At 73.4% G+C, this 19372-nt stretch carries 23 protein-coding genes and 1 pseudogene; 7 read left to right on the top strand and 17 right to left on the bottom strand.

Annotation, left to right across the window (positions count from 1 at the left end):
- Positions 1-35: 35 nt before the first annotated feature.
- The 3 genes from ACFYNO_RS09330 to ACFYNO_RS09320 all read right to left on the bottom strand — a co-directional run bounded on the left by ACFYNO_RS09330 (position 36) and on the right by ACFYNO_RS09320 (position 2129).
- Positions 36-836, bottom strand: a complete 801-nt coding sequence (locus tag ACFYNO_RS09330) for an amino acid ABC transporter ATP-binding protein (RefSeq protein WP_388007887.1) — start codon at positions 834-836, stop codon at positions 36-38.
- Complete coding sequence (locus ACFYNO_RS09325) at positions 833-1849, bottom strand: amino acid ABC transporter permease (protein WP_388007884.1); 1017 nt, start codon at positions 1847-1849, stop codon at positions 833-835. Before ACFYNO_RS09325 ends, ACFYNO_RS09330 begins: the two co-directional genes overlap by 4 nt.
- Positions 1850-1997: 148 nt before the next feature.
- Positions 1998-2129, bottom strand: coding sequence for a hypothetical protein (locus ACFYNO_RS09320; RefSeq protein WP_388007881.1), 132 nt, complete (start codon positions 2127-2129; stop codon positions 1998-2000).
- 231 nt (positions 2130-2360) lie between these two features.
- On the opposite strand from ACFYNO_RS09320, the gene ACFYNO_RS09315 reads away from it, so the two are divergent.
- Positions 2361-3212 carry a DUF1684 domain-containing protein gene (locus tag ACFYNO_RS09315; RefSeq protein ID WP_388007878.1) on the top strand — a complete coding sequence of 284 codons (852 nt, stop codon included), beginning with the start codon at positions 2361-2363 and terminating at the stop codon, positions 3210-3212.
- Positions 3213-3272: 60 nt separating this feature from the next.
- On the opposite strand, the pseudogene ACFYNO_RS09310 reads toward ACFYNO_RS09315, so the two are convergent.
- Positions 3273-4984: pseudogene (locus ACFYNO_RS09310) on the bottom strand (ABC transporter ATP-binding protein).
- Between the two features lie 337 nt (positions 4985-5321).
- Here ACFYNO_RS09310 and ACFYNO_RS09305 point away from each other — a divergent pair.
- Positions 5322-6686 carry an FAD-dependent oxidoreductase gene (locus ACFYNO_RS09305; protein WP_388007875.1) on the top strand — a complete coding sequence of 455 codons (1365 nt, stop codon included), beginning with the start codon at positions 5322-5324 and terminating at the stop codon, positions 6684-6686.
- A gap of 33 nt (positions 6687-6719) precedes the next feature.
- On the opposite strand, the gene ACFYNO_RS09300 is transcribed toward ACFYNO_RS09305, so the two are convergent.
- Positions 6720-7352: an NADPH-dependent F420 reductase gene (locus ACFYNO_RS09300; RefSeq protein WP_388007872.1), complete on the bottom strand. Its 633-nt coding sequence runs from the start codon at positions 7350-7352 to the stop codon at positions 6720-6722.
- Positions 7353-7435: 83 nt separating this feature from the next.
- On the opposite strand from ACFYNO_RS09300, the gene ACFYNO_RS09295 reads away from it, so the two are divergent.
- The gene (locus tag ACFYNO_RS09295) at positions 7436-7798 is read left to right on the top strand and encodes a winged helix-turn-helix transcriptional regulator (protein WP_388007869.1); all 363 of its coding nucleotides are present in this window, start codon (positions 7436-7438) and stop codon (positions 7796-7798) included.
- Between the two features lie 31 nt (positions 7799-7829).
- On the opposite strand, the gene ACFYNO_RS09290 is transcribed toward ACFYNO_RS09295, so the two are convergent.
- Entirely contained in the window at positions 7830-8390 is a 561-nt protein-coding gene (locus ACFYNO_RS09290) for an ester cyclase (protein WP_388007866.1), read from the bottom strand.
- Positions 8391-8509: 119 nt separating this feature from the next.
- On the opposite strand from ACFYNO_RS09290, the gene ACFYNO_RS09285 reads away from it, so the two are divergent.
- The gene (locus ACFYNO_RS09285; RefSeq protein ID WP_388007863.1) at positions 8510-9127 is read left to right on the top strand and encodes a TetR/AcrR family transcriptional regulator; all 618 of its coding nucleotides are present in this window, start codon (positions 8510-8512) and stop codon (positions 9125-9127) included.
- A 156-nt stretch (positions 9128-9283) separates the two neighbouring features.
- Here ACFYNO_RS09285 and ACFYNO_RS09280 read toward each other — a convergent pair whose 3' ends face one another.
- The 3 genes from ACFYNO_RS09280 to ACFYNO_RS09270 form a co-directional block, all read right to left on the bottom strand.
- On the bottom strand, positions 9284-9667 hold the full coding sequence (locus tag ACFYNO_RS09280) for a VOC family protein (RefSeq protein WP_388007860.1): 384 nt from the start codon (positions 9665-9667) through the stop codon (positions 9284-9286).
- Between the two features lie 108 nt (positions 9668-9775).
- Positions 9776-10303 carry a HEAT repeat domain-containing protein gene (locus tag ACFYNO_RS09275; RefSeq protein ID WP_388007857.1) on the bottom strand — a complete coding sequence of 176 codons (528 nt, stop codon included), beginning with the start codon at positions 10301-10303 and terminating at the stop codon, positions 9776-9778.
- 84 nt (positions 10304-10387) lie between these two features.
- Entirely contained in the window at positions 10388-11404 is a 1017-nt protein-coding gene (locus ACFYNO_RS09270; protein WP_388007854.1) for a LacI family DNA-binding transcriptional regulator, read from the bottom strand.
- 44 nt (positions 11405-11448) lie between these two features.
- Between ACFYNO_RS09270 and ACFYNO_RS09265 the strand changes: the two genes are divergently transcribed.
- Positions 11449-11619 carry a hypothetical protein gene (locus ACFYNO_RS09265; RefSeq protein WP_388007851.1) on the top strand — a complete coding sequence of 57 codons (171 nt, stop codon included), beginning with the start codon at positions 11449-11451 and terminating at the stop codon, positions 11617-11619.
- A 39-nt stretch (positions 11620-11658) separates the two neighbouring features.
- On the opposite strand, the gene ACFYNO_RS09260 is transcribed toward ACFYNO_RS09265, so the two are convergent.
- A complete protein-coding gene (locus ACFYNO_RS09260; RefSeq protein ID WP_388007848.1) occupies positions 11659-12657 on the bottom strand; it encodes a transporter substrate-binding domain-containing protein in 999 nt (332 codons plus the stop codon).
- Between the two features lie 196 nt (positions 12658-12853).
- Between ACFYNO_RS09260 and ACFYNO_RS09255 the strand changes: the two genes are divergently transcribed.
- Together ACFYNO_RS09255 and ACFYNO_RS09250 are read left to right on the top strand one after the other, a co-directional pair.
- Complete coding sequence (locus ACFYNO_RS09255; RefSeq protein ID WP_388007845.1) at positions 12854-13513, top strand: class I SAM-dependent methyltransferase; 660 nt, start codon at positions 12854-12856, stop codon at positions 13511-13513.
- Positions 13514-13527: 14 nt separating this feature from the next.
- Positions 13528-14082 carry a TrmH family RNA methyltransferase gene (locus ACFYNO_RS09250; RefSeq protein ID WP_388007842.1) on the top strand — a complete coding sequence of 185 codons (555 nt, stop codon included), beginning with the start codon at positions 13528-13530 and terminating at the stop codon, positions 14080-14082.
- A 4-nt stretch (positions 14083-14086) separates the two neighbouring features.
- Here the strand turns inward: ACFYNO_RS09250 and ACFYNO_RS09245 are convergent, their stop codons facing one another.
- From ACFYNO_RS09245 to ACFYNO_RS09215, 7 genes are all read right to left on the bottom strand, one after another.
- Positions 14087-14212, bottom strand: a complete 126-nt coding sequence (locus ACFYNO_RS09245; protein ID WP_388007839.1) for a hypothetical protein — start codon at positions 14210-14212, stop codon at positions 14087-14089.
- Positions 14209-14931, bottom strand: coding sequence for a rhomboid-like protein (locus tag ACFYNO_RS09240; RefSeq protein ID WP_388007836.1), 723 nt, complete (start codon positions 14929-14931; stop codon positions 14209-14211). The genes ACFYNO_RS09245 and ACFYNO_RS09240 overlap by 4 nt, the downstream gene beginning before the upstream one ends.
- A gap of 176 nt (positions 14932-15107) precedes the next feature.
- Positions 15108-15998: a carbohydrate-binding protein gene (locus ACFYNO_RS09235; RefSeq protein ID WP_388008363.1), complete on the bottom strand. Its 891-nt coding sequence runs from the start codon at positions 15996-15998 to the stop codon at positions 15108-15110.
- 152 nt (positions 15999-16150) lie between these two features.
- Positions 16151-17113, bottom strand: a complete 963-nt coding sequence (locus tag ACFYNO_RS09230; RefSeq protein WP_388007833.1) for an AraC family transcriptional regulator — start codon at positions 17111-17113, stop codon at positions 16151-16153.
- A 47-nt stretch (positions 17114-17160) separates the two neighbouring features.
- Positions 17161-17568 (bottom strand): hypothetical protein, encoded by a 408-nt coding sequence (locus ACFYNO_RS09225; RefSeq protein ID WP_388007830.1) that lies wholly within the window; start codon positions 17566-17568, stop codon positions 17161-17163.
- Positions 17569-17628: 60 nt separating this feature from the next.
- Positions 17629-18612, bottom strand: coding sequence for a hypothetical protein (locus ACFYNO_RS09220; RefSeq protein WP_388007827.1), 984 nt, complete (start codon positions 18610-18612; stop codon positions 17629-17631).
- A 385-nt stretch (positions 18613-18997) separates the two neighbouring features.
- Complete coding sequence (locus tag ACFYNO_RS09215; protein WP_388007824.1) at positions 18998-19159, bottom strand: hypothetical protein; 162 nt, start codon at positions 19157-19159, stop codon at positions 18998-19000.
- Between the last annotated feature and the right edge of the window lie 213 nt (positions 19160-19372).

The following is a 19372-nucleotide window of genomic DNA, read 5'->3' as shown; positions in this document are numbered from 1 at the left end:
GTGAGCATGGGAAGAGGAGGTCACAGGTGCGGGGGTCAGAGCACGCGGCTCAGGAACTCCCGGGTGCGCGGGTGCTGCGGTCGGTCCAGCACCTGCGTGGGCGGGCCCTGTTCGAGGATCCGGCCGCCGTCGATGAAGACCACCCGGTCGGCCACCTCCCGGGCGAAGCCGATCTCGTGGGTGACGATGACCAGCGTGGTCCCGCTGGTCGCCAGGTCGCGGATGACCGCCAGCACCTCGCCGACCAGCTCCGGGTCGAGCGCCGAGGTGGGCTCGTCGAAGAGGATCACCCCGGGCCGCAGCGCCAGTGCCCGGGCGATCGCCACCCGCTGCTGCTGCCCGCCGGAGAGCTGCCGCGGGTAGGCGCCGGCCTTCTCGGCCAGCCCGACCCGGGTCAGCAGCGCGCGCGCCAGCTCCCGGGCCTCGGCCTTGCGCAGCAGGCCGTTGGCCACCGGCGCGGCGGCCACGTTCTCCAGCGCGGTCAGGTGCGGGAAGAGGTTGAAGTTCTGGAAGACGAAGCCGATCCGGCTGCGCTGGGCGAGGATCGCCCGTTCGCTCAGCTCCTTCAGCCGCTCGCCGTGCCGCCGCACCCCGATCAGCTCGCCGTTGAGGCTGACCTGGCCGATCTCCGGCTTCTCCAGGTGGTTGATCACCCGCAGCAGGGTGGACTTGCCCGAGCCGGACGGCCCGATCACCACCGTGACCTCGCCGGGCGCCACGGTCAGGTCGATCCCGTCCAGCACCCGGTGGGCGCCGTACCACTTGTGCACGTCGCGGACCTCGATCGCGGCGGGCACGGACTCCGCCGCCGAGCGGTCCTCGGTCAGGGTGCTCACAGCGCGGCCTCCCGCCGGATCCGGGCCCGCAGCGCGGAGAGGCCGGCCCGCAGCCGCTGCAGCGGGGTGGGCGGCAGGGTGCGCAGCGCGCCGCGCGAGTAGTACCGCTCCACGTAGAACTGGACGATCGAGACGGCGCTGGTGAGCAGCACGTACCAGACGGTGGCCACCAGCAGCAGCGGCACGATGTCGCCGGGGTAGGTGCTCCCCATGTTCTGCACGGTGCCGAACAGGTCGAGCAGCGAGACGTAGAAGACCAGCGAGGTGCTCTTCACCAGTCCGATCAACTGGTTGACGTAGGACGGGATCACCGCCCGCAGTGCCTGCGGGAAGACGATCCGGGCGAACTGGTAGCGCCGGGGCAGTCCGAGCGCGGCGGCCGCCTCGTGCTGGCCCTGGTCCACCGAGAGCAGTCCGGCCCGCACCACCTCGGCGGCGTAGGCGGCCTCGTTGAGGCTGAGCCCGATGACCGCGACCACGGTCGCGCTGGCCAGCTTGGCCTCGCTGAACTGCAGCAGCCCGGGCCCGAACGGCACCCCGAGGCTCAGTGTCCGGTACAGCGCACTGAAGTTGAACAGGAAGAGCAGCACCACGATCAGCGGCACCGAGCGGAACAGCCAGATGTACACCCAGCTGATCGCCCGCAGCACGGGGCTGCGCGAGAGCCGGGCGAGCGCCAGCAGGATGCCGCCGGCCAGGCCGAGCACCGCGCTGTACGCCGTCACCTCCAGGGTGACGCCCAGGCCGTCGACGACCACCGGGCGGAGGAACCAGTACTGGAACCGGCCCCACTGGTAGAACGGGTTGGTGGCCAGCCCGTGCAGCAGCTGGGCGAGCAGCACCAGCGCGACGGCGCTGCCGATCCACCGACCGGGGTGGCGCAGCGGAATCACCCGCTGCGCGCCGGCTCTCGCGGTGGCAGCGGACGGGCCGTCAACTGACGTCGGCTGATCGGGTTTCGAGGGATGGACGGCCGTACCGGGCGGCACGGCGGGGAGCAGGGATTCGCTCATCGGTGAACTCCGGCGGAGCCACCCGGGGGCGCGCCTGGCGCGCCGCGCGGCGGGTGGCGGGTGGGATGGACGAGGGGAGAGCACGCCCTCGGGGACAGCGGGGCGTGGCGCGCGCCTCAGGGAGCGAGCGGGTCCGGGTGGGGAGCCGTCAGTCCCGGCAGAGGCCGAGGCAGGCCTGACACAGCGCGCTGCTGACCCGGGCGAGGTCGATGTGCCGGCACAGGTACGCGGCGACGCGGCCGTGGCGCCGCCAGGCGGCCATCCCCGGTCCTGCGTACATCGCCGTCACCCTTCCGCCGTCGTGCCGCCCGGTCCGACCCGGGTTCGTCGTGGGCCAAGGTAGGCGCTCGCCGGACGGGGTGTCAACGGCTCCCCACCAAGCCTGACATGCCTCCAAATTCCTTTCGTTTCATCCATGTTGACTGACATTGCGGCAGCCGGAACAGGGTTGTCCGGCCCGTCCGGGCCGGGTTACGGTCCGGATCGTGCCCGCGACCACGGAGGAGTCACCATGACCGACCAAGCGACCCGTCCCGCCGCCGAGCCCGAGGTCCCGGGCGGCCTCGCCACCTTCGTCGAGGAGTGGGAGGAGTGGCACGCCGAGCACCAGCGGGTGCGCGCCGACAAGCACGGCTTCCTCGCCATCACCAGCATCAACTGGCTGGACGAGGAGCCCACCCGCTTCCCCGACGCGCCCGGCGCCTGGTCCACCGGGCCGGAGGGCGTCACCGTCCGGCTGGACGAGGGCGAGGAGCTGGTCGTCGACGGCGCGGTGGTGCACGGCACCCACCACTTCGGCGTGATCGCGGAGCGGGACAGCCTCTACCCCGGCTTCGGCGAGGCCGTGATCGAGGTCGCCAAGCGCGGCGGCCACGACATCGTCCGCCCGCGCCACCCCGACAACGAGCTGCGCACCGGCTACACCGACAACCCGGCCTACGCCCCGGACCCGCGCTGGCGGCTGAGCGGCCGCTACGTCCCGTTCGAGGAGCCGCGCCCGATCACCGTCGGCGCCACCGTCGAGGGCCTGGAGCACGTCTACGAGTCGCCCGGCACCGTGGAGTTCGAGCTGAACGGCGAGACCCACCGGCTCACCGCCTTCAACGGACCCACCCCCGGCAGCCTCTTCGCGCTCTTCACCGACGCGACCTCCGGCGTGACCACCTACGCCGCCAACCGCCACCTCGCGATCCCGGCCCCGGACGCCGAGGGCCGGGTGGTGCTCGACTTCAACCGCGCCAACAACCTGCCCTGCGCCTACACCGACCTGGCCACCTGCCCGCTCCCGCCGGCCGAGAACCACCTGCCGGTGGCGATCGAGGCGGGCGAGCAGCTCCCGCCGCCGCGCCCCGCGAAGGCCTGACCCCACCCCGGCGGGGCCGGTGCGCACGACCGCGCACCGGCCCCGCCGGGCTGTTCGGCCTCAGGCCAGCTGGGTGGCCTGCAGCCCGGCGTAGACGCCGGCCCGGCCGAGCAGTTCCCGGTGCGAGCCGATCTCGGCGATCCGCCCGTCCCGCATCACCACGATCCGGTCGGCGTCCCGGATGGTGGAGAGCCGGTGTGCGACCACGAAGACGGTGCGCCCGCGGAGGTGGCCTCGTCCAGCACCAGCACCCGGGGGTCGCGGATCAGCGCCCGGGCGATCGCCAGCCGCTGCCGCTGCCCGCCGGAGAGCCGGGCGCCGCGCTCGCCGACCACGGTCTCCAGCACGTCCGGCAGCCGGTCGATGAACTCCAGCGCGTTGGCGTCGGCCAGGGCGCGGCGGACCGTCTCCTCGTCCACCTCCTCCAGGCCGTAGGTGACGTTCTCCCGGACGCTGCCCTCGAAGAGGATGGAGTCCTGCGGCACCACCGAGAGGTGCGAGCGGTAGCTGCGCAGGTCCAGGGTCTCCATGTCGCGCCCGTCCAGCAGGATCCGGCCCTCGGTCGGGCGCAGGAACCCGATCACCAGGTTGAGCACCGTGGACTTCCCGGCGCCCGAGGCGCCGACCAGCGCGATGGTCTCGCCGGCCCGCACCGTCAGGTCGAAGCCCCGCAGCGCCGGTTCCGGGTCCTCGGGGTAGCGCAGGCCGACGCCCTGGAACTCGATCCGGCCGACCACCTCGCCGACCTCGGCCTTGCCGGCGTTGACCTCCAGGTCGGGCTCCTGCAGCACCTCGCCCGCCGAGCGGACCGAGGCCAGCCCCTTGCCGATGACCGGGGTGAGCGTCATCAGCCCGGTGACGGCGCCGGTGAGGGTGGAGAAGTAGGCGCTGAGCATGACCACCTGGCCGGGGCTGACGTCCAGCCAGCCGTAGTAGGCGATCAGCGCGGAGCCGGCCAGCGTGGAGACGCCGATCGCGTTGAGCAGGATCCAGGCCATCGAGCCGAACCGGCCGTTCACCAGGTCCAGCCGCAGGCCGGCGGTGAGCACGCTGCCGAGGGTGCGGTCCACCCGGCGCAGCGCGGTGCGTTCCAGGCCGTGCGCCCGGGTGATCGGGATCAGCGTGGTCATCTCGCTGATCCGGCTGGAGAGCTGTTCGACCTCGCGGCGGAAGCTCTCGTTGTCGTCGCGCATCCGGGTGCGCATCCGCACCACCAGCGCGGCCGAGGCGGGCACCAGCACCAGGAAGACCGGCAGGAAGACCGGCGCCTGGATGCCGATCACCACCAGGCCGCCGAGCACGGTGGCCACCGCGGCCAGCCCGAGGTCGGCGACCTGCTGGGCGGCGGTCTCCACGCTCTCCACGTCGCGGATCACCTTGGCCTGCAGCACTCCGGCGCTGACCCGGTCGTGGTAGCCGATGGAGAGCTCCTGCATCCGGTGGCAGAGCGCGGAGCGCAGCCGGGTGCCGACCCGGCGGATGCTGCCGTTCATCCAGCGCACGTAGAGCAGGTGCAGCGGGAGGTTGAGCGAGAGGATCACCAGCAGGATGCCGGCGTTCCACCAGAGCACGGCGACCGGCTCGTGCTTCACCACCACGTCGATGATGTTGGCGGTGCTCAGCGGGAGCAGCCAGACCGGGGTGTGCTTGGCGAAGAAGACCAGGACGGCGCCGACGGTGCGGTGCCGCTCCGGATGGAAGAGGTAACGCAGGGTGCGTACGGGATGCTCGCCGCGGTAGTCGTGGGTCAGGGGTCCTCGGGGCAGCGCCATGGACGGGCTCCAAGCGGAGTCGGGCGTTCGGGGGCATGAGGGGCGAGGGTGCCCCAATCCTGTCAGCGGCTGCCGGGTGCCCCGCAACCGATTAACCGGTAAAGCCCGGGGCGGTCCAGCCGCCGGACACCGGCCGCCCGCCCACCCGGGACCGCCTGCGGATCCAGTGATCCTCCACCGTGCGACTGGCGCGATCACGGATACTCATAAGCACAAGCATGCGAACCCATAATCCGTGTTTATGACGTCATAGGTCTGAAGCACCTACTCCGGCCACGAACCCCCGGTTACCGTGGCGACGTCTCCCGTCCTGCGCGCCCCGGAGGAATCCACCGCCATGGCCCGTCCCATCCGCGTCGCGATCGTCGGCGCCGGCCCCGCCGGCATCTACGCCGCCGACGCCCTGCTGAAGTCCGACTCCGCCGCCGACCCCGGTGTCTCGATCGACCTCTTCGAGCGGATGCCCGCGCCGTTCGGCCTGATCCGCTACGGCGTGGCGCCGGACCACCCCCGGATCAAGGGCATCGTCACCGCGCTGCACCAGGTGCTCGACAAGCCCGCCGTCCGGCTCTTCGGCAACGTGGACTACCCGGGCGACCTGGCGCTGGACGACCTGCACCGGTTCTACGACGCGGTCGTCTTCTCCACCGGCGCGATGGCCGACCGCGCCCTCGACATACCCGGCATCGGGCTGGAGGGCTCCTACGGCGCCGCCGACTTCGTCTCCTGGTACGACGGCCACCCGGACGTGCCGCGCGACTGGCCGCTGACCGCCGCCAAGGTGGCCGTGCTCGGCGTCGGCAACGTCGCCCTGGACGTGGCCCGGATCCTCGCCAAGACCGCCGAGGAGCTGCTGCCCACCGACATCCCGCCGAACGTCCACGCCGGGCTGGCCCGCAACCAGGCCGTCGAGGTGCACGTCTTCGGCCGCCGCGGCCCGGCCCAGGCCAAGTTCAGCCCGATGGAGCTGCGCGAGCTGGACCACTCGCCCAACATCGAGGTCATCGTCGACCCCGAGGACATCGACTACGACGAGGGCTCGATCGCCGAGCGCCGCGCCGTCAAGCACGTCGACCTGGTCGCCGCCACCCTGGAGCGCTGGGCGATCCGCGACCCCGGGGACCGCCCGCACCGCCTCTACCTGCACTTCTTCGAGTCGCCCACCGAGGTACTGGGCGCCGACGGCAAGGTGGCGGGCCTGCGCACCGAGCGCACCGAGCTGGACGGCACGGGCAATGTGCGCGGCACCGGCGCCTTCACCGACTGGGACGTGCAGGCGGTCTACCGGGCCGTCGGCTACTACTCCGACGAGCTGCCCAAGCTGCCCTTCGACCCGGTGGCCGGCACCGTGCCGAACCAGGCCGGCCGGGTGCTGGCCGCCGACGGCAGCCACCAGGAGGCCACCTACGTCACCGGCTGGATCAAGCGCGGCCCGATCGGCCTGATCGGCCACACCAAGGGCGACGCCAACGAGACGGTCGCCTGCCTGCTGGACGACCACGCGTCCGGCCGCCTCCCCGGCGCCGTCGAGCCCGAGCCGGAGGCGATCGTCGCCCACCTGCGCGAGCAGGGCGTACGGTTCACCACCTGGGAGGGCTGGCAACTGCTCGACGCCCACGAGCGGGCGCTCGGCGCGGCCGAGGACCGCGAGCGGATCAAGGTGGTCGAGCGCGAGGACATGCTGCGGGCCAGCGGCGCCTGAGCCCTCGGCGGGAGCTCCGGCTGACGCCCGGCGTCAGCCTGAGCTCCCGGCGAACGCCAGCGGCGGCGCGATCGCCTGCGCGTCCGCCCCCTCGCCGATCCAGAGCCCGATCAGCAGCGCCGCCGTGGCCTCCAGCAGCCCGGCCCTCCCCAACCCGCCGGCGCCGACCGGCTCGCACCCCAGCCCCCGCACCAACTGCCGCACCACCGCCACCGCCTCCTCGCCGTCCCCGCACACCGGCACCGCGAGCGGCCGGCCGTCGAAGACCGGCGGATTCCGCCGCCACACGCTCTCGTGGCACCGGTTGAACGCCTTCGCCACCCGCGCACCGGGCGCGGCCGCCGCGATCCGCTCGGCAGCCGACGGCCCGCCCGCCGTGAGCAGCCCGAACCCCTCGCCCACCGGATTCGTGCAGTCCACCACCGTCCGCCCCGCCAACGGCAGTTCCGCCACCACCTGCTCCGCCACGGCGTACGGCACGGCCACCAGCACCGCACCCGTGCCGAACTCCGCCGCCTCCCGCAGACTCCCGGCCCCGATCCGCTCGCCGAGCGCGGCCGCCCGCCGCCCGTCCCGCCCACCGACCAGCACCTGATGCCCCGCCCGGACCCAACCCCCGCCCAGGGCCTCCGCCATCGACCCGGTCCCCAGAATTCCGATCCTCATCGCCGTCCCCCAGCTCGCCGGTCGCCCTTGCGCTTGCACCTGCGATGACGACGTTGGGCACCGCCTCGGGCACCATGTGGTAAGTGACCACCGATCAGCCGTTCCTCGCCGACTGCCGGGCCCGCCTCGCCTTCGACCTGCTCGCCAACACCTGGAACGCCGTGGTGCTCTGGTCCCTGCGCCACGCCCCGGCCCGCCCGGGCGAACTGCGCGAACGCATCGGCGGCATCAGCCCGAAGGTCCTCACCGAGACCCTGCGCCGCCTCCAGCTCAACGGCCTGGTCACCCGCACCGCCCACCCGGGCTCGCCCCCACACGTCGACTACGCCCTCACCGGGCTGGGCCGCACCCTGCTCGGCCCGATCGAAGCCCTCGGCGCCTGGGCGTACGAGCACGGCGACGAGGTCCTGGCCGCCCAGGACCGCGAGCGGCCCTTCGGCCCGTGACCCCGGTCGCCGCGTCACCGGCCGGCCCTGGCTAGACCTCCTGCTCGCGGGCGGCAGCCGCCGCCCGCTCGGCGGCACCGGCGATCACACCGGCGGCGCGAGCCGCCTCGCCGCTCGCCCGCCACTCCTGGATCCGCTGGAGAGTGGCGCCGCCCGGCAGGAGGCCGAGTTGGCCGAAGAGCGTGACATCGTCGCGGACCGCCTCGTGCCGGACCACCTTGCCCTCCCGCAGTTGCAGGAGGTGGACCTGCTCGGTGTCGATCTCGACCCCGGTCGGCGGGATCGCCTGGTCGAGTTCGCCGTCACGGTAGCGGACGAAGGGGCCGGTGTGCCTGCCGCGCATGTGCATCCGTATCCACACCCGGTCGCCGTCGTGGACCAGGTCGACGACGGGGAAGTCCAGATCGCTGAAGGCGGCGCGCAGCCACACCCCCGATGCCAGCACACCGGCCGGCCCGGGCAGCGAGCAGGCGGCGGGCGAGACGGCCGCCTGGCGGTTGGTGAAGTCCCGGTGCACGACCGCCGCGGCCAGTTCCGCGTCCCCGGTCGCCAGGACGGTGAAGAGTCCGCGGGCCGCGTCCTCTGCAGACATACCCATGAGCTTGGGTTCCTCTCCCACGCAACGGGGCGGCCGGCCGCCCCTGACTGATATTCAGGTTACACGTCACCTATTGAATAGGTGGACCACTTTCCACGACTAGGCTGACCCCCATGCCGACCAAACGCAGATACGTCTCCCCCCTGCGGGAGCAGTCCGCCGCCGAGACGCGTGCCCAGATCCTCCGGTCGGCGACCCGGCTCTTCGCCGAGCGCGGCTACGGGCGGGTGACGGTGGCCGACATCGCGACCGAGGCGGGCGTCTCCGCCAAGGCCGTCTTCGCGAGCGCCGGCAGCAAGGGCGACATCCTCAACGAGATCGTCGACACGGCCGTGCGGGCCTCCGGCCATGAGCAGGCGACGCACGCCGTACTCGCCGCGCAGGACCCGGAGTCCACGCTCCGGGCGCTGGCCCACGGCACCCGGTCGGGCAACGAGAGCCTGTTCACCGTCCACCAGGCGATCCACAAGGCGCTGCCGTCCCACGAGGACGGCGACGCCCTGTGGGAACGCGCCACCGCCGACTACCGCACCACCCTGCACACCGCGGCGCGCCGGCTGCACGCCCTGGCGCCCGGCAGCTGCCCGGAGGAGGAGACGGCGGACCTCCTCTGGTTCTGGTTCGGCCCGGGCAGTTGGCGCACCCTGGTCGCGGAGAACGGCTGGTCCTGGGACCGCGCCGAGGCCTTCCTGCTCCGCACCGCGGTCGCCACCCTGCTCGCGCGGAGCTGATCAGCCCAGCGGCCGCCGGCCTGCTCGGCCGCCTGGAGGAGCAGGGCGGGAGGGTGCTCGCGGATCACGTCCTGCGCGAGCGCACCTCGTCGGCGGCGATGGGCGCGGCGCTGATCGCGCGCCCGAATCCGCGGCCGGCACCTGCACCGCCACCGCTCAGACCGCCGCCACCCGGGCCCGCAGCAGGCAGAACTCGTTCCCCTCCGGGTCGGCCAGCACCCGCCAGCTCTCCTCCCCGGTCTGCCCGACGTCGACCGGACGCGCCCCGAGTGCCAACAGCCGCTCCAGCTCCGCCTCCTGGCCGCGATCGGTCGGGTTGACGTCGAGGTGCAGGCGCAGCTTCGCCGGGCGCGGGTCGGTGCTCGGGCTCAGCACCAGCGTCGGCTGCGGGCCGCCGAAGCCGACGCCGGGCGGACCGATCTCGATGCTCCCGTCGTCCTCCCGCCCGACCTCGACGTAGCCGAGGACCTCACACCAGAACGCGGCCAGCCCCTCGGGGTCGGCGGCGTCGATGACCAGTTCACTGATGCGGCATGCCATGACGGCTACCGTATCCCTGCGGATGATCGCGAAGCCGTCCCGGCCCCTGGGAGTCGACCTCGCGCCAGGCCTACTCCGATGCGGACACGCCGTCATTCGCCGTCCGGTTTAGCGGACTTGACGCCCGGTCCGTTCGTAGATGCTCCCGCCGGGCGCGAACCAGCCCGCCTTCTTCCGGACCGCCGGGCTCGGGTCCCGGGCCTGGGCCAGCCGCAGGGCGGCGACGGCCCGCGGATCGCCGTGCGCGAACTTGCCGACCAGCTCGGCGGCCCGGGACCGCACGCCCGGGTCGGGGTCCTCGGCGAGGTGCCGCAGCGCCGGCTCCAGGACCCGGTCCGCGCCCGGCGCGCAGGTGTCGCCCTTGCAGCGGTCGCAGGCCAGGGCGTGGAGGGCGGCGATCCGGACGCCCGGGTCGGGGTCGTCGGCCATGGTGATCAGCCGGTCCATGGACCCCGCGTCGACCAGGTGGTCCAGCAGCCGGCAGCAGCCCTCCCGGACGGCCGCCCGCTCATCGCCCAGCCCGGCCCGGATGGCCTCCAGCGCACCGTCGGCCCGCCGCAGCAGCTCGCGGTAGGCCGCCACGGCGCGCTGCGGGTCGCCGAGACAGGAGACCAAGGCCTCGTTGTCCGTTCGCACGAATCCGAGCATGCCCCCAGTGTCGAACCGCACCGGGCAGCCCGGCAAAGGGATTTCCGCCCGCTCCGCCTGACGCTCCGTCAGTCACGCGGACCGGAGCGGCGCGGGGCCGCTGCTCTCCCGGACCGTCAGGACCGGCGTCAGCAGCGTGACCTCGGCGGGCTGGTCGCCGTTGATCCGGCGCATCACCAGATCCACGGCCTGGCTGCCGAGTTCGCGCGCGGGTCCGGTGACGGCGGTGAGCCGGGGCGCGTACTGCTCGGCCAGCGGCTCGGGGCAGAGCGCCACCACGGAGGCGTCCTCGGGGACGGTCCGCCCGGTGGCCCGCAGCAGGCTGAGCAGCGGGCCGATCGCGCCCTCGTTCTGCACCACGAAGCCGGTGGTGCCGGGGCGGTCGGCGAGGATCCGGGAGAGCGCGCCGGCGGTGCTGTCGTAGCCGCCCTCGCACGGGCGGTGGACGAACCGCAGACCGCGGAGTTCGGCCTGGGCCCGGAAGCCGGCCAGGGTCCGCTCGGCGTAGCCGGCACGGCGCCGGTAGACCTCGGGGGCGTAGCCGATGAAGGCGACGTCCTGGTGGCCGAGGTCGGCGAGGTGGTCGGCGCAGAGCGCGCCGGCGGCGGCGAAGTCGTGGTCGACGCAGGCCAGGCCGGCGGTGTCCTCGGGCAGGCCGATCAGCGCGGCGTGGGTGCCCTGTTCGCGCAGCACCGGGATCCGGTCGTCGTCGAGTTCCACGTCCATCAGGATGACGCCGTCGGCCAGGCCGCTGCCGGCCACCCGGCGGACGCCGGCGGGGCCTTCGTCGTTGGTGATCAGCAGCACGTCGTAGCCGTACCGGCGGGCGGACACGGTGACGGAGATGGCGATCTCCATCATGATCGGCACGTAGACGTCGGTGCGCAGCGGGACGACCAGGGCGATGATGTGCGAGCGCTTGCCGGCCAGCGCGCGGGCGCCCGCGTTGGGGTGGTAGCCCAGTTCGCTGATCGCTCGCTCGACCCGCCGCCGGGTGGCCTCGGAGATCGAGCGCTTGCCGCTGAGCACGTAGCTGACCGTGCTCGGCGAGACGCCCGCGTGCTTGGCCACTTCGGCCAGTGTCGCCATTCGGTCTGCTCCTCGTCCTGCGGTCGGTGGTCGGAGGGGAGTCCGTGCCGGTCCCCGTCCGCAGCGTAGTGGCCGGGGTCGGGGACCGGCTCCTGCCGACCGCCGCACCCGACGTCACGGGCGCCGACGACCTCGACCCGGTCGTCGGCGACGGCGGTGACGGCCCCTCGGAGGACCACGGCGACCGGGGGAACGCCCAGTTGCCGTGCCACTGACCCGACAGCACCGGTGGGGCGGCTGCCTCCGGGGCCGGATCAGTTCGACACGTACTCGGCCGCCGGCGGCTCCGCCTCCGCCTGGCCGTGCACGAACGGCTTCAGCCACTTGTCGTAGCTGGCCTGCCAGTCGCGGGCGCGGTACTGCTCCAGCACCTGGTTCACCCAGGCGACCAGGTCCGCCTCGCCCGGCGGCATCGCGATCGCGTACGGCTCGGGCGAGATCGGGTCGCCGACCACCATGGTCGCCGGGTCCTGGGCGGCCAGCCCGTAGGCGATCGCGTCGTCGGTCAGGACCGCGTCCGCCAGGCCCAGCTGCACCCGCACCAGGCAGTCGAGTTCGGCGGGCGCGGTGACGATGCCCGCCGGCTGGAACTGCTGCTGGTCCCTGGGCTTCTTCAGGTCCCCCGCCAGGTTGTCGTACGAGGTCGAGCCGGCCGCGACGCAGACCCGCCGGCCCTTGAGCGCCGCCGGGCCGCTCTCGTTCGGGTCGTCGTGCGCCCGCGGCACCAGCACCCGCTCGCCCGCCACGAAGTAGACGGTGGAGAAGTCCACCTTCCGGGCCCGCTCGCAGGTGGCCGTCATGGTGTGCACCACCAGGTCCACGTGCTGCGCGCCGGAGGACTCGAGGCGGGGTATCCGCTGGTCGTCGTCGAGCGCGACGTAGGTGACGGCGTCCGGCCGGCCGAGGATCGACTGGGAGATGGCGTGCACCAGGTCGATGTCGAACCCGGCGGGCTTGCCGTCCGGGCCGAGGAACCCCCAGTGGTAGTCGTTCAGGTCCACGCCCACCACCAGCGAGCCGTGGGCCCTGATCGACTGGATGGTGCTGCCGCCGGAGTCCTCGGCCGGCCGGTACCGGCTGGCCCGCGGATCGCACCCCGGATCGTCCGCCGGCCGCGCCGCCGCCACCCCGCTGGGCGCCGGGGCGGCCGCGGTCGCCCCCGGCCGCGCCGGCGCGGCCCCCGCGCTCCACCACCCGGCGGCCGCCACCAGCACCGCGCCCGCCACCGCCAGTACCCGCACCCGCTGCCCCATCAAGTCCTCCCGAACCCGAGCCGGCGTGAAGTCCACTGTCGTCCGTGGGAGGTGACACGCCGTCAGGCAGCCGGGCGGTTCCCGCCGAGCGCCGGGCGAAGGGCCGCGCCGGCCGACTCCGGCCGTGGGGCGGCCATGGGGTAAAGTGGGAACGTCGAGTGCGGAATTATATCCAATGGCCTTCCGGAGAACTGAAGTGGCGCAGCCGAAGCGGGGCAATGTCGAATCGGGGGACGAGGCCGCCGCACCGGCGCAGCACTATTTCTCCGCCGATCCGTCGGTCGCCAGTTCCCGCACTTCCATCGAACTCTCGCTGCGCGGCATTTCGCTGGAGCTGGAAACCGATGTGGGCGTCTTCTCCACCGGAAAGCTGGACAAGGGCACCCGAATCCTGCTTGAGAACATCCCGACCCCGCCGAACCGCGGCCGCTACCTGGACCTCGGCTGCGGCTACGGCCCGATCGCCACGACCATGGCGGCCATGCGGCGGCGGGCCGAGGTGTGGGCCGTGGACATCAACAACCGGGCCCTGGAACTGGTCCGGGACAACAGCGCGCGGGCCGGCCTGAAAAACGTCACGGCCTGCCGTCCGGAAGAAGTCCCGGACGACCTGGAGTTCTCGTTCATCTATTCGAACCCGCCGATCCGGATCGGCAAGGCGGCGCTCCACGAACTGCTGCTGAAATGGCTGCCGCGATTGACCCCCGACGGGGCCGCACTTATGGTGGTCCAGCGAAATCTGGGCTCGGATTCCCTGGCCAAATGGCTGAACGAACAGGGCTTCCCGACCGAACGCCTCACCTCCCGCGAGGGCTACCGGATCCTGCGGACCACCCGGCCCGCCGACGGGCAATGACAGGAGCGACCTCAATGCAACAGCTCGGCGGCACCGACCTGAAGCGCCTGCACCGCACCTGGCGGCGGCGGAACGATAACCGGCTGGCCGTGCTGCTGGAGCACGTGGAGTCGCCGTTCAACGTCGGCTCGATCGTCCGCACCGCGGCCGCCATGGGCGCCGAGTCGATGTACCTGGTCGGCCGCACCCCGGACGTGCAGATCCCGGGCGTGCGCAAGGTGTCGATGGGCACCGACCGGTTCCTCGCCGTCGAGCGCTGCGAGACCTTCAAGGAGGCGGCGGCCAAGGCCCGCGCCGCCGGGTACCGGCTGGTCGCGCTGGAGTTGGCGGACGACGCCGTACCGCTGCCGGAGGCCCCGCTGGACACCGACGTCTGCCTGGTGGTGGGCCACGAGGACCGCGGCGTCTCGGTCGAGGCGCTGGCCGGCAGCGACGTGGTGGCCTTCGCCCCGCAGCTCGGCAAGGTCGGCTCGCTCAACGTGGCCACCGCGCTGGCCCTCGGCTGCTACGAAGTCCGGCGCCAGGGCTTCGACTTCGCCGACCTGCCGGACGCCCCCGCAGCCGAGTAGCGGCTCACCCGGCGGCGGCCCGGAGCAGCGCGATGTCGTCGGCCGGCCGGTGGGTGAAGTCGGCGACGTCCTCGGCCGGTCCGCGGACCAGCGGAGGGAACCCGCCCGAGCCCTCGCGCGCCCCGCTCACCGGTGCCGACGCAGCCGCTGCCATCCGCCGCGGACGGCGGCGACCGGGTCCCAGCTGCCCGGACGGTCCCGGACCAGCGGGTAGCAGGCCAGGCCGATCAGCACCGCGCTCAGGTGGCCGATGCTGGTGAAGTCGCGGCTGCGAACCACGCCAGCGCCGTAGAAGACCAGCAGGCCGGCCAGGTAGACGAACCGCCAGGGCTTGGCGATCAGGTAGACCAGCACCGCCTCCACCCCGGCCAGCGCGTAGCTGACGCCGTAGTCCAGGGTGAACCTGGCCCGCTCGGGCGCGTGGCCGTGCCGGATCGCCCAGTAGAGCACGCCCTCGCTGAGGTAGGTCGCGCCGACGTGGGCGATCGCCGCCACGCCGAGCCAGCGCCAGGTGCCGAGCCAGCGCTCGGCCGGGACGTGGAAGATGTTGTACAGCACCAGGTAGAAGAACCAGCCGCCGCCCGCGATGTAGAAGGCGCTGGTGACCAGCACCCGGACCGGTGACTGCTTGAGGTAGTGCAGGTTGGTGGAGTGCCGCTCCAGCACCCGGTGCTCCACCGAGGGGGCGACGTGGTGCAGGATCACGGTGGTGAAGAGCAGCACGGCCAGCCAGGTGAAGGTGCCGGGCGCCCTTCTGACGTAGCGCCACAGCGCGGCGCCGAGGCGGCGCGGCCGCCCCCGCCACGGGGATCGCCGGTGCCGGACCGTCCCGGTGGTGCCGCTCGCCATCACTCGCCTCCCTGGTCGTCCGTCCCAGCCTCACCCGCGGGTGCGGTGGCCACCCGGACAGCTGGGCTGTCCGGGTGAGCAACCACGTGCTGGGGAGGGGCCCGGGGAGGTGGGCGGCAGCGGACGCGGTTGCCGCGGGGCCGTCGGCCATGGGGGTGCCGACGGCCCCGCGCTCCCTACAGGCGCTGCCAGAGGGCGGGGACCGCGGGGGGTTCCCAGCCCGTCATGGAGGTGTGCGCCTGGAGGCACTGGTAGACCGCGCCGCCGTAGCCGACCCGGTCGCCGGCCCGGTACGCCACGCCGGCCGCCCAGGCAGGGGTGGAGCTCGACGGGCTCGGGGTGGGCGTCGGGGTGCCGGTCCCGGTCGGGGTCGGCGTGGGTGTGGGCGCGGGCTGCTGGGTCAGGTTGAGCACGAAGTCGAAGACGGCCGCCTGCCCGGCACCGTTCTGGCTGATCGTCATCAGCAGCGCCGGGTCGTAGTAGGCGTCGGTGGCGTTCTCCGCCTCGCCCGGGAAGTACAGCTGGGTGGTGAGGATCGGCTGGCCGGGCGCCTGGACCTTGACGTGGATGTGCCGGGTCCGCCCCGGGTAGAGGCCCGGCACGATGGTGGTCAGCCGGTAGCCGCCGTCGCGGCCGGTGAACTGGTGGCCGCGGAGGTTGAAGCCCGTGTTGTCGTAGGTGCCGCCGTCGTCGGCCTGCCAGAAGTCCAGCAGCGCGCCGGCCACCGGCCGGCAGTTCAGGTCGAAGACGTAGCCGGTCAGGGTCAGCGGGATGCCGACCGTGGAGGCGTCGGCCAGCACGGTGCGCAGCGGCGAGTTCGGCTTGAAGTACGGGCCCTCGATGTTGTCGTGGGTGGGCCCGTCGCCGTCGCTGCACTGGGGGGTGACGGCGAGCGGGCGGCCGGACGAGGCCCGGTCCCTGGCCAGCGCCACGCCGCCGCCGATCAGCAGCGGCGAGGTGGCGGCGGCCAGGACGGCGGCCTTCAGCAGGGTCTTCCGGGTGAGGAGGCCGGGCTGTGGCTCTTCGGGGTCCGCGGGGGGGCGGGGTGAGCGGTCATGGCTGGTGATGCTCCCTGTGCTCGGCTGTGCTCGGGGGACGGGCGGTCGTGGTGCAGGGAGTAGGCCGCTGGGGAGTGGCTAAGCCATGACATGCAAGGTAGGGCGGGCGCCAGGTCGCCGACGATGGACCTGACTCGGGGAACGTGGTGATTCTCCCCGGGTCAACCCCGCTGCACCGAGAGTTCCTGGCTGCGCTCGCGGGTCTCGACCGTCCCCTCCCGGGCGGCCTTGCGGTAGGCGCCCGGGCTGGCGCCGGTCTCCCGGCGGAAGAACCGGCAGAAGTAGGAGGCGTCGCCGAAGCCGATCCGCTCGGCGATCCGGCGGATCGTCATGTCGCTACCCATCAGCAGCCGTTTGGCCTCCAGGGTCTGCTGCTCGCGGACCAGCCGGCCCGGTGTGCGGCCGGTGCTCTGCTTGACCGCCTCGTGCAGGTGCCCGGCCGAGACGCCCAGCTCCCGCGCCAGCGCCCCCACCGAGCGCTCGGTGGCGCCGGGCAGTGCGATCAGCCGGCTGAACCGCTCGGACAGCTCCCCCGCCCGGTCCGCCCCGGCGATGGCGGGCCCGCCCGCGGCCGGCAGCCGCAGCGCCCGCAGCACCAGGATGTGCAGGTAGGAGGCGAGCACCCCGGCGAAGCCGGCCTCGGCCAGCAGGTACTCCTCGTGCATCGCGGTGAGCAGCGCCTCGAACCGGGCCCGCTCGTCCTCGGACAGCCGCGGCCCGGGGCGCCCGGTCAGGCCGCGCAGCGCGGCACCGTCCTCGGGGTGGTCGAGCAGGAAGTCCTCGTTGAAGACGGCGACCCAGCCGGTCAGGCCCTCGGCCTCCCAGTGGTGCACCTGGCCGGGCGCGATGACGTAGAGCTGGGGCGGCCGCAGCTCCAGCCGTTCCAGGTCCAGCACATGGGTGCCGCTGCCGCCGGTGACCAGAACGATCTCGTAGAAGCTGTGCCGGTGCGGGAAGGGCGCCCGGGCCAGCGGGCCGATGCTCTCGAAGGAGCCGATCTCGAACGGCAGCATCCCGGGCTGGGCGGCCGGCAGCTCGTGCAGCTCGACCGGGTTCCGGGGCTGCCTCGGCCGCCGGCGGCACTGTGACCGGCTGGTGTCCTGCTGTGGGGGTTGGGTGGTCATGGCACTGTGCTGCCCCGCGCGGGCGCCCGCTACCCCGCGCCGCGGGTTCAGCGCACCACGACGGTGGCCTGCCAGTCGTGGCCGGCGCCGTTGGCGCTGGTCAGCCGGACGGTGCCGGCGCTCTCGGCGCGGAACAGCGCGGGGGTGACGCCGATCGGGGCGGTGAGCATGCTGCTGCCGACCGCCGTCAGCACGGTCGGGCCGGAGCTGGCGACGGGGGCCCAGTGGCCCTCGGGGGCGGTGAGGAAGACCGAGAGCTGCTCGCCGACGGCCAGGCAGTAGCGGCCGGTCTCGGTCTCGGTGAGGTTGCCCGCGGTGTGCGGGAGGACGGCCTCCGGCGGGGCGCCGCAGGAGCCGTCCCGGCCGGACGGGCCGCTCGCGCAGGCGGCGGTGAGCAGCAGCACGGCCGCAGCGGCGGTGGGCAGGGCAGACCGGGAGGTGCGGGAGGTGGGCATGGCGCGGCTCCTCGATGGGGCCCGCCCCCCAGGCGGGAAGGGGCGGGCCCTCCGGGTGGGTCAGTGCTGGTTGGTCGCGCTGGTGTAGGAGGTCACGCAGCCGCCGGCGCCGCCGTTGAAGTTGTTGCTCCACAGCGACTGCACGGCGAACTGGGCGCCGTTCATCGAGATGATGCTGGAGGCGCCCTGGCCGCTGGAGACCCAGGCGCACTTGTCGCCGGTCTCGGCGCCGCTGGAGTCCACCCAGCCGCTGGACGGCGCCGGGTCGGTCAGCGTCTCGGCGTACTCGTGGCCGCCGACGATGGTGACGCCCTCGCTGGCGCTGTTCACCCCGGAGGAGCCGGTGGCCACGAAACCGGCGCCGCAGCCGGAGCCCGCGTCGGCCACGTACGGCATGTTGGTGTACGGCAGGTCGGCGCCGTTCACCGTGGTGTGGTCGTGCCAGGCGCAGTACGAGGACTTGAAGCCCTGCGGGACCACGCCGTGCGGCGCGTCCACGATGATCTGCACGTTGTCGCCGGAGACGCCGAAGTGCGCGGCGGCCCGCTGGGCCTCCGCGGCGATCGCCGAGCTGCCGGGCTTGGACGGGGCCTTGACGCCGCTGTCCAGCCAGGTGCCGGCCACCGGGTTGGCGGCCGGGTGGCCGACCGGGGTGCCCGAGGTGCCGCAGCTGGTGGCGCCGGTGGCCACGCCCTGGCAGTACTGGGTCTGCGAGGTGGACCAGCTGTCGCCGCCGCCGTAGGCGTGCTGGAAGAAGGAGAGCTGCAGCGCGGCCTCGCCGTTCGGGTCGTTGGTGATCGACCCGGTGCCCCACTGAGAGCCCCAGTAGACGATGTAGACGGACGGGCTGGTGACCACGTTGCCGCCGCCGTAGGCGAGCTGGCCGCCGGCAGCGGCCGCGGCCCGCCCGCCGTGGGTGTTCATGTGGTGCGCGGTCTCGGGGGCGCTGGCGCCGGCCGAGGTCGCGGTGGCCAGGCCGGCGGTCGCCAGCGCGACGGCGGCGGTGGCGGCCAGGAGGGCACGCTGGAACTTCGTGGATCGCATGGTGGGGAGCCCTTCGACTGTGGGTGTTCGTCGGGTACACACGCGTCCGGGCCGGCCGGTCGGACCGCGCCGGACGGAAAGCCTGCGCCAAGGCCTAGGGGGTCTCCGCGATTGCGGGTGGCTGGAGCGTAGCGATGGCCCGAGGGGCGGTCAACGGTTTCGGAGGAAAGGCGAATTCACTGTATGCCCGGTGAATCGGCGGCCGGCTCCGGCGCACTGGCGGACGGTATTCCCGGCGGGAATTCCCGGACCGCCCGGTGAAGATCCCGAAACGCGGAAATGTCACGCGCGGGAGGCGGCGGGGAGCCGCGGGGAGCACGGCGGCGCGCCGGGAGCCCGGGACGCGGTGCGGTCACGCGCCCCGGGCAGGGCCGCTGTCGAAGGGTCAGGCGACCAGGGCGAAGTCCGCCTGGGTCAGGGCCGTCGGCGCCGGCCGGGCGGCCTTCTTCCCGCACCACGAGGTGTCGGCCGCGGCCGGGCCGGCCCCGCCGACGGGGTGCTCGCCGCTCCCGGTGACGACCGGCTGCTGGCGGTGAAGTGACGACATGGGTCCCTCTCGACGCATGGTGGTTCGGTGGCCGAAGTGCCGCCCACAGCCTCGCGCGCGCCGGCAACCCGGCGGAAACGAACGGGCAACGGCCCAGGCAGCACACGTGATCCGCGGCCTTCCCGGCGGATCGGCCGCGGCTGTCGAAGATCCGCAACAGCGCTAACATGCGGTGACGCTCCGTCGCGGCACGCGGCGGCGGGCCCGATTCGG

Source organism: Kitasatospora sp. NPDC006697 (assembly GCF_042869935.1).
Lineage (GTDB): Bacteria > Actinomycetota > Actinomycetes > Streptomycetales > Streptomycetaceae > Kitasatospora.
This window is presented reverse-complemented; position numbering and strand designations above follow the sequence as displayed.

Bases quoted from the DNA above. Each gene is read 5' to 3' on its own strand.
- ACFYNO_RS09230 (WP_388007833.1), bottom strand. From the start codon at position 17,113: ATGACCACCCAACCCCCACAGCAGGACACCAGCCGGTCACAGTGCCGC.
- ACFYNO_RS09260 (WP_388007848.1), bottom strand. From the start codon at position 12,657: ATGGGGCAGCGGGTGCGGGTACTGGCGGTGGCGGGCGCGGTGCTGGTG.
- ACFYNO_RS09325 (WP_388007884.1), bottom strand. From the start codon at position 1,849: ATGAGCGAATCCCTGCTCCCCGCCGTGCCGCCCGGTACGGCCGTCCAT.
- ACFYNO_RS09225 (WP_388007830.1), bottom strand. From the start codon at position 17,568: ATGCCCACCTCCCGCACCTCCCGGTCTGCCCTGCCCACCGCCGCTGCG.
- ACFYNO_RS09290 (WP_388007866.1), bottom strand. From the start codon at position 8,390: ATGTCTGCAGAGGACGCGGCCCGCGGACTCTTCACCGTCCTGGCGACC.
- ACFYNO_RS09270 (WP_388007854.1), bottom strand. From the start codon at position 11,404: ATGGCGACACTGGCCGAAGTGGCCAAGCACGCGGGCGTCTCGCCGAGC.
- ACFYNO_RS09250 (WP_388007842.1), top strand. From the start codon at position 13,528: ATGCAACAGCTCGGCGGCACCGACCTGAAGCGCCTGCACCGCACCTGG.
- ACFYNO_RS09320 (WP_388007881.1), bottom strand. From the start codon at position 2,129: ATGTACGCAGGACCGGGGATGGCCGCCTGGCGGCGCCACGGCCGCGTC.
- ACFYNO_RS09215 (WP_388007824.1), bottom strand. From the start codon at position 19,159: ATGTCGTCACTTCACCGCCAGCAGCCGGTCGTCACCGGGAGCGGCGAG.
- ACFYNO_RS09220 (WP_388007827.1), bottom strand. From the start codon at position 18,612: ATGCGATCCACGAAGTTCCAGCGTGCCCTCCTGGCCGCCACCGCCGCC.
- ACFYNO_RS09315 (WP_388007878.1), top strand. From the start codon at position 2,361: ATGACCGACCAAGCGACCCGTCCCGCCGCCGAGCCCGAGGTCCCGGGC.
- ACFYNO_RS09240 (WP_388007836.1), bottom strand. From the start codon at position 14,931: ATGGCGAGCGGCACCACCGGGACGGTCCGGCACCGGCGATCCCCGTGG.
- ACFYNO_RS09300 (WP_388007872.1), bottom strand. From the start codon at position 7,352: ATGAGGATCGGAATTCTGGGGACCGGGTCGATGGCGGAGGCCCTGGGC.
- ACFYNO_RS09305 (WP_388007875.1), top strand. From the start codon at position 5,322: ATGGCCCGTCCCATCCGCGTCGCGATCGTCGGCGCCGGCCCCGCCGGC.
- ACFYNO_RS09285 (WP_388007863.1), top strand. From the start codon at position 8,510: ATGCCGACCAAACGCAGATACGTCTCCCCCCTGCGGGAGCAGTCCGCC.
- ACFYNO_RS09280 (WP_388007860.1), bottom strand. From the start codon at position 9,667: ATGGCATGCCGCATCAGTGAACTGGTCATCGACGCCGCCGACCCCGAG.